This window comes from Xanthomonas nasturtii (assembly GCF_001660815.1).
Classification (GTDB): domain Bacteria; phylum Pseudomonadota; class Gammaproteobacteria; order Xanthomonadales; family Xanthomonadaceae; genus Xanthomonas; species Xanthomonas nasturtii.
Genome location: NZ_LYMI01000045.1, coordinates 175480 through 183502, shown reverse-complemented (window position 1 = coordinate 183502; position 8023 = coordinate 175480). Strand labels below are relative to the sequence as shown.

5 protein-coding genes are annotated in these 8023 nt (G+C 60.7%); 1 reads left to right on the top strand and 4 read right to left on the bottom strand.

The window, feature by feature from the left end; genetic code table 11:
* The coding region (locus A7D16_RS16285; RefSeq protein ID WP_153043178.1) for a transposase at nt 1–542 on the top strand (542 nt) is incomplete at its 5' end.
* Between the two features lie 253 nt (nt 543–795).
* On the opposite strand, the gene A7D16_RS16280 is transcribed toward A7D16_RS16285, so the two are convergent.
* The 4 genes from A7D16_RS16280 to A7D16_RS16265 form a co-directional block, all read right to left on the bottom strand.
* Nucleotides 796–1749 (bottom strand): DUF932 domain-containing protein, encoded by a 954-nt coding sequence (locus A7D16_RS16280; RefSeq protein ID WP_064634269.1) that lies wholly within the window; start codon nt 1747–1749, stop codon nt 796–798.
* Between the two features lie 444 nt (nt 1750–2193).
* The gene (locus A7D16_RS16275) at nt 2194–2844 is read right to left on the bottom strand and encodes a hypothetical protein (RefSeq protein ID WP_064509796.1); all 651 of its coding nucleotides are present in this window, start codon (nt 2842–2844) and stop codon (nt 2194–2196) included.
* 40 nt (nt 2845–2884) lie between these two features.
* Nucleotides 2885–6886 (bottom strand): AHH domain-containing protein, encoded by a 4002-nt coding sequence (locus A7D16_RS16270; RefSeq protein WP_064634268.1) that lies wholly within the window; start codon nt 6884–6886, stop codon nt 2885–2887.
* A 32-nt stretch (nt 6887–6918) separates the two neighbouring features.
* Nucleotides 6919–7560, bottom strand: a complete 642-nt coding sequence (locus tag A7D16_RS16265; RefSeq protein ID WP_064634267.1) for a DUF1629 domain-containing protein — start codon at nt 7558–7560, stop codon at nt 6919–6921.
* Nucleotides 7561–8023 lie beyond the last annotated feature (463 nt).

Genomic DNA, 8023 nt, shown 5'->3' with positions numbered 1-8023 from the left:
CGCCGGAAGTGGAATGCATGAGCAAGGGCAAGGCGAGGACACCTTACGAATTTGGCGTCAAGGTCGGCATTGCGGTGAGTGCGCGCAAAGGCTTGATCGTGGGCGCGCGCAGTTTTCCCGGCAATCCTTACGACGGCGATACGTTGGCCGAGCAGCTGGAGCAGACGCGTGGGTTGCTGCAGGATGTGAATGTGACCCCGCAGGTAGCGATCGTGGACCTGGGGTATCGCGGACGTGAGGTAGATGGCGTGCAGATCCTGCATCGCGGCAAGGCCAAGACGCTGACACGACGGCAATGGAGCTGGATCAAACGCCGGCAAGCGGTGGAGCCGGTGATTGGACATCTGAAACAGGACTGCCGCTTGAATCGCTGCTATCTAAAGGGTGCCCAAGGCGATGCACTACACGTGCTCGGCTGCGCCGCCGGCTACAACCTGCGCTGGCTGCTGCGCTGGATCGCCTTTTTGCGTGCCTGGTTGCAGGCGATGGCAGGGGCATCCTTGAGCCTGGTGCACCGGTCGCCGCTGACCTTTGGTGCTTGAAGGGGGTTTTTCAGGGGCGACTGATTATCGAGGAAAGCAACCTCGAAGTGCTCCCGTATCTCACCGCCTAACCGCAGCCGGAAGAACGCACCGCACTTGGACACATCACCTAGTCGCGGCCCTGGTTCGCAGGCACGCTGTTCGAGGATGCGTAGCGCGCGCGCGACGATCTTGTCATCCCGTGTGCGGATGACCTCCTGTGATGGTGCAGGCCCGCCATCAGACGGGGCACATGTGCGTGTCTCGGCCTGCATCACGCCACCATCCCCATCACTTCCTCCCACGCGCGCTGCTTGATCTTGGCTCCCTGCCCAAACCAAGCCGCATCCCGGCGATGGTCGTCACTTCGAGCACGTCGATGATGATCAACATGCTCGGTGATGGCATTGAGCAGACCCCAAGCCGTTGCTCGGCTGGAAGCAAGCGTGGATCCTCGCCCATCGCCCTCATACAGCGCGCGCACTTTAGACACTGCCTGTTCGTTGACCACCTGCGCCGCATTGGGAGTGGCGTAGGTCAACACACGGCGCAGCAGGGCATCAGCAGCGTCTGGGTCTACGGAGGATTCGCACAGTTCTTTCATTCGGTCTACGAAACCGCCCCAGGCTGAAACCGTAATGCCGAGCTGGCGCTTCACGAGTTCCGGGTCGAAGTGGCTTCGGTGCGGCACCTTGATAGCGCCACCACTGTTTCCCAAGGCAACCGCCAGGGTGTTGTTGCAGACCACCCTAATGGAGGTGAACTGAGCTGTCGTGGCCAGTGTCCCATCACAAGCGGTCGCCAGTAGAAGATAGCCGTCCACTCTGTCCCTCCCCCTAAGCACAATGCTCTGACCTGTCCTGGCCAGCGCCCAGAACTTGCGCCCCTCTCGCAGAACGCCGGCCGTCTCTAGCTCGAATCCGTTGTTCGCCGTCAGGTCCCGGTAGAACTCCAGGATCTCCCCTGGCTGGACGACTTGGAAGCGCTTCGAAACCACTGCCAGAGGCGCTTTGGTATCAGAGCGATAGAGAACCTTGTTCCCAGGAAACGCATTGATGGCTCCAATGTTCTGACTGCCAGTGATGTATCGAACCTCGGACTCCTCGATCTTCCAATCCATCCCAGCCTGTTGCTTCCATGTCTCGATAGGTTGCTGTCGAGCGAGCTGATTACCCAGCCCGTGCCAGGGCTGTTGGCCAACATAGGCCATTGATTCAAGCAAGTGCATTGTCGATTCCCAGTAGTTGAAGACATAAACGCACAAGGCCCGGACGAGCCGGGCCTTGTGAGGGATAACGTTGGTTGTGCTGATCAGTGATCGAAGAAATCGCTGCAGTTGGGGCAAGTTGCCGCCACCGTGCATTTGACGATGCCCGCCATGACGGCGGTGGCCACAACCATGATGCAGTAGATCAATTCGACCTTACTCTTCATCATTACGTGCATCCTAAGCTGGCGCTGCAATGCGGAGCGCCGGACGCGAAGCGGAGAGTATCCCGCCTCACATAGGTAATATGGGTTTCAAATAATTTTTAGTGGCAGCAGGTGAACGGTGGCCGTCAGCGGACATCGCTTACGCCTAGGGCTCCTATCGAATGGAACCGGAACGAGAAGGACTAGGACAACCACCAAAAACGTTGACGCTCCACTGATCAAATGCGGTCTAAAGGCATCACTGCGCAGCCGATGTTGTGCGCAAGTTGACCGCTCTGTACTGCCTCTGGTTGCCATAACGCGGCCCGTTCTTCTCTAACGTGGCGCAAAGCCTGCCTTCGCCACAGGGCGCCAGGTCAGCGCGAGCAACCCGCTCCCAATAGTCGATAGAGGTGCGGAGCTGCACCAGCTCGCTCCGCTTCTCGTTGATGATGCCCACCGAGTAAGCCACCGCCCCCAGGCCCAAAACGCCCGCCACGAGCATCGTGGCGGATGCAATGCCCGCGCGCCGCGTGATCCGCGTCTCCAAGGATTGCTGGGCCTGCGCGTAACGTCGAGTGGCTTGCTGCAACGTCTCGTCCGCATGGGCCATCTCTTTGTTGAACCGCTTGGCGGCCGGTTCCAGCGTCTGCGTCAACGCCTGATTGGTCAGCTGCGTCAGCCTCGGCAATGCGTTGTCCAATACCCGATTGACCTTGGCATCGGCGCTGCTGGCCGCGTGCTGGAGCACCTGTAGTTGCTCGGCGACCACCTCGCGCAGCCGTTGTTCGCGCTGCTGCATGGATGCCACCAGCGTCGTCAGCACTTTGACCGTCTCCTGCAGCGAGGCGTTCGACGCGTTCAACGTCGCCATCATTTCCGCCATTGCGGCAGCGTCTTGCCTGTCCATGAGGTCTCCTAAACGTGGCTGGTCATGGAAGAGATTCTGACTAACCACCGCCCCCTCCACCACCGCCTCCTCCCCCACCGCCGTCACCACCTCCCCCGCCGTCCCCTTGGGGACCGCTCTGCATCGGCCCCTTGGCGAACTCCGGCAAGGTCATCACCATCACCGGCCCGCGGCTGGTGTTGATCTCCGCTGAGACATCCATTCCCAACGCCTGGCGTGTAGCGACCTGCTCCTGGGCCTCCTGCTGGGCCTGCGCTTCCAGGAACTCGTTGCCTCTTTTGATCAGTGCCTGCGTCGCTGCGCTGTTGGCCACCCGATTTAAGGCCTGCTCGATCGCCAGCTCGTTCTTGCTGTCGAGCGCGTAGAGGACCTCGTCCACGTCCGGGTCACCCGTGATGGATTTCCGCTCAGCTTTCAACGAGTCGTTTGGCGCATCCCCTCCCCCTGGACCGGTGGAGCGCTGAGCTAGAGGTGGAAAGGCATCGGTTTGCTCAGCAGCTTCACTGGGCGAGCGGCGACCTGGTTGGTGTGCGCTGAATGCATCAATGCTTCCACTTTCCTGGTCTCGCGCGCCGTCGCGAACGAAGGGATAGGGTTCTCCGCGCTCGCGATACTCCCTCCATTCCTTGTGGAAGCGTTCATCTTCCCGATCCGCCGCCTCAATCTCCTGCTGCAGTTGACGCAACGAGCGCATGGTCTCTTCCAAGAACAGGGCTCCGCCCGGATCTGCGACGTTGCATTCCTGCGCCGGGGTCGATTGGGCCAGCTGGCTTTCCGCGCCTGCTGGCTCCGTGGGAAAGCGATTCTCTACGTTATCTGCCAGCGATTGCCCGTATGTTTGCGCGAGAGTTGTTGGGGCCAGCAAAGCCGCCCCATGCTTAGCGAGCGAAACATCTGAGGCACGGGGCTGCTCTGTCTCCTCATGTCGCGCAGAAGTGGAAGACCCCGCGGACTGCGATGCAATCATCGGTTCTTCTGAAGCAGACGTTGTTGGGGTCATGACGCGAACCCGCTCCGCACCCTGCTCACGCGCCACGTCTTGCTGACGGACCGACGCTTGCTCCATCTCTCCTTGCTGCGGTTGCGCCTGGTGATGCAGTGCTGGCGGCACCACATTGGCCTCTGCGCTTTGCGGAAGGTGGCTGCGAGATTCTGAACTCTCGGATGAAGCCACTTGAAGACGCGTGGCGGCGCGATTCTCCACCGCCTGCATTTCCAGCGCGCGCTCCACTCCTTGTGCTTGTCCCGGCTGCGCATCGCCTGGACCGGGCGTTTGCTTCAGTGGGTCAGGTGTGTTGTGAGCCAGGTAGTCGCCCGCCTGTCGGTTCTGGACCTCTGGCTGCTGACGCGCATCCTCCTGCTGTAACTCAGCACGCGTGGTTTGTTGAACCAGCGCGGCATCTGGAGCACGCGTCTGAGTGTCCGGTTGCTGCGAGGCTTGCTGGCGTTGGTCCTGCTGCTGCGCTTTCCGAGACTGACCTTCCTGAACCTCAACTCGTTGGGCCTCTTGAGCCTGGCGGTCTTGCTGTTCCCGCTGCTGGTTGTCCTCGGCTTGGCGTTCCTGCGCCTGACGTTGCTGGGCATCCCTTCCCTCACGCTCCTGGAGCTGGCGCTGTTGGCTGGTCTGCGTTTGGCGCTCCTGCACCTGGCGCTCTTCCTGTTCGCGTTGCTGCTCCGCTTGGCGTTGACCTTCCAGCATCGCGTGCGCCTGGATGGCCTGCTCGCTCGGCGACTGATCTTCGCGCTCTGGCTGTGCCTGCTGGAGGTGCTCGCGCACCAGTGCGGCATGCTGCTCCTGTGCAAGGCGATCTTGCTGTTCGCGCTCTTGCCGCGCCTGTGCTGCAACAGATGCCTGCATGCGCGCCTGAATGTCGAGCACCTGATGCGGATTGGAAGAGTCAGACGTAGAGCTGTCTGTCTCCCCCGTCACTTCGGGTGCCCGTGCAAGGGTTGGCGACTCTCGCCGACTACCTTGCGCCTCACTCAACGCCTGCCGGATGTCGTCGCTGCTGGTGACAGCCACCACGCGAGTGACCCCATCGCTGCCGCGCTGGAGGTGTGCGATGGGGCTGTCATAGCCGTATTGCCCGGACTCGTTGCGCTGCAACTGCTGCATCGTCGGCCCGGTGATGCCGTTGGCGTCCATGGTTCGCTGCGAAGCCAGCGCCACGGCCTGCTGGGTCTGCGGGTTGACTTTCAAATCAACGCCGGCAGCCCGGTAGCGGTGCAGCAGCTCGTTCTGCTCCATCTGCGCCGCCGTAGGCGCGGGAAGCGCCTCAATCGCCGCCAGGGTTTCCTGAGCGCGCTCCAGCGAGGCCTGGCGCATCTGGTTGGTGAGCTCCAGCTCCGCCGCCAAGTTGCCGGTCGCCAGCCCTTCCTTTCCAAGCCACTGCCCAGCCTCGTTGCGCTGGTAGGCCTGACCATCGTGGCCTTGAACCCGGTCCGGCTTGGCCTGGGCAGCTTGCACCGCCGCCGGCACTTCCACTCCATAGTCGCCGGCGCGCTGCGCTGCGTGGTTTTCCAGGTAAGCGGCGGCAATGGCTTCGCGCCCCGTGGCGATGTTGCTCTCGATGCGTGCCAACGCCTCCTGGTTGAGTTGCTGCACGCGTTCCGGGGGCGCGAGTTGGAGGGCGTAGCTGCCAATCTCATCGGTGCCGGACGCGGTGGTCCTGACCTGGCGCTCCCAAGTCTGACGCTCGGGATTGCGCTCCCAATTCGGGTTGTCCAATCCCACTTGGTCGCTTGCCCGTGCGGGGAGGTTGAACGGGTTCTGGGGCTGCGGTGCTTTGCCCAACGCCAGCTCCACCGCCTTCGCGTTGGCCAGGGCACCCAGCTCCTGCGATTTCTCATAGCTTGCAACCACGGGCTGCTCGCCCGACGTGCGGCGGCCATCCTGGGCGAGGTCAATGGCAGCTTCGCGCTGGAAGTTGCGACCGTTGAAATTCCACTCCACGTCCTCTTTGTCGGTCTGCTGGTAGATGGCGCGGTTATCCAGCAAATCGGCGCCTTTGTCGAACGCCTTGCTCATCAACAGCGCGTCGCCCACCACCAACGCCGCAGGCACGAAGCCGCTGCCACCAATCGCGGCGGCGGTGGACGCGCCACCGGCCCAGCCGCCGACATTGCGCGCCAAAGCATGGGTGACCTCGGACTGCGCGGCAGTGGCATTGCCTTGTTCCAGCAACTCGGCCGAGCGGCGTGCTGTCAAAACCGCATCTGCGCCAGTCGCCAGCAAGCCACCCGAACGCACCAGGGTTCTGCCCGAGGCATTGCCGAGCAACACTTCCATGGACGCGGCACCGCTTTGACCGCGAGGAACTCGCAAAGGTCTGGCGGCTTCCTCGCCCAAGGTGTTCTCCACTACAGCCACGCCACCGGGTGACATGGTCAAGCGGCCATTGTGGTAAGCGTCGGCGATGGCCTGGGATAGCCCACGGCGCTGGAGATCGAGGTTGCCGCCAGCCAGCAGCGGCTGTCCAGAGCTGTGAAAGTGCTGCAACGTGGAAACGATACGGCCTTCGTTGTGTGTCACTCCGCCCCATTGGCGTGCATTGGCACTGGCCTGAGCGTGTGCATCCAGCTGCGTTGCGTTCTGGGCCGCGTAGCTGTCCGGGCCACCGAAGAATGCCCGAGTGAGAGCTCGAGTTTGGTTTATCGTTTGCCCCAGCGCTTTGTTGGTGCGCAAGTCGCCATTGATGAGCGCAACCTGCACGGTGTCGCTCAATCGTTGGACCTTAAGCGCGACTCGATCTAAGGCATCAGGATCCGGGTTTTGGAGCAATATCGCCTGCCCATCTTTCGTAGATGCCAAATCTTCAAGGGCATCTTTCATACCAAGAGAATATTCCTTAATATGGCGTCCTGTATGTGGCGTAACCCCAATGGAACGGGCAAGGGCTTTGTCGTTTGGCAAATTAATCAGATTAGTGGCCGCATCCTTATTTAACCGGCCGTTGTCGACAAGCACCTGTAATAAAGGATCAATCTCAAACGACTTCTGATCGACACCGTGATGCTGCTGAAAGAGGGGCTTGCCTGCCATGATCTAGGGTCCGTCCTTAGTCAGCTGATGGATCAGATATCCGATGCGTCAATGAAAGAGATACCGCTGAGTTCTGCCTCGTCAGGCATTCCGGCTTCGTGAACAGCGTCCTTAAACGTCCGGTCACAGAACACAGATGGATTAAACGGCAACCGGAACACATGCGACTGTCCCAAGACTTCATTTCGGAAGGCAAGGCTGGCTCCGCCCCCAAACGAATAGAACTTCCCACGCACATAATCGTCATTGACCTTAATCTTAAGCCTCGACAATCTTTCATCCAAAGCATCCATCTCTCGAACAACGTCGCATAAGAAACGACGCGGGCCCTTGATGCCATCGGCCAAACGGAAGTCCACCTCAGTGAATGCGAAGGCATTTGGATCGACCGAGCACATGACGTCATGGAGTTGCTCAGACACCAACCAATAGCCGCCGAAGCCTGGCTCCAGATCACGAGGCTCGGGACCTGCACTGGGGTCATAGGTCATCTGCGGTTGCTCGAGCATCGAGGGAAACCCGCCTTCTTGCGGACGCAGGATCACACACGGTGGCGAAAGCAGCTGGCGGAGATTGTTGAACCTAACTCCGCAGCGCGGCCTGTTGCTCTCCATGTCCGACACGAACATATAGAAGGCACCCGGCGTTGGCTGATTAGGTCTTGTTGATTGCATACGTTTCGCCTCATCTTTGATGCAGTGATCTCAACTTCCGTCAACAGCTTAACTCCTCCACCAGCCCGCAACAGGTCGCGGAGCATCAGGCAACTGCCCACCTTGCCGCAAGGCCGACGTTCTGCAGGCCACCGATGGTCCGTTAGCCCAGCAACCCTGATGCCCAAAAGACCGAAGTCTCACTGCAGGCGCTCGGTGCCCCTCCGATCGGCTTGGCTCAGTTACAGATTGCCCCAAGCCTGCGTTGGTTAGAAACGGCTGGACATCCCTTCCTTGTGAGTATTTCAGCTCAGCAGTTCCGACGGGAAGACCGCAGCGTGAACTGTAAGCGCGTGGAGCGCTGTCCCGCGAGCAGCAGTTGCAGGCCCGGCGCCGCAAGCGCAAAAATTTACCGATGGCGAGTTTCAGCCGCTGCTGCGGCCAGCCAGGTGTGGTCGCATGTAGGTGGCTCAAATAAACGAGC

Excerpts from the sequence above, each read along its gene's own strand:
- A7D16_RS16265 (WP_064634267.1), bottom strand. The coding sequence starts at position 7,560 with ATGCAATCAACAAGACCTAATCAGCCAACGCCGGGTGCCTTCTATATG.
- A7D16_RS16275 (WP_064509796.1), bottom strand. The coding sequence starts at position 2,844 with ATGGACAGGCAAGACGCTGCCGCAATGGCGGAAATGATGGCGACGTTG.
- A7D16_RS16280 (WP_064634269.1), bottom strand. The coding sequence starts at position 1,749 with ATGCACTTGCTTGAATCAATGGCCTATGTTGGCCAACAGCCCTGGCAC.
- A7D16_RS16270 (WP_064634268.1), bottom strand. The coding sequence starts at position 6,886 with ATGGCAGGCAAGCCCCTCTTTCAGCAGCATCACGGTGTCGATCAGAAG.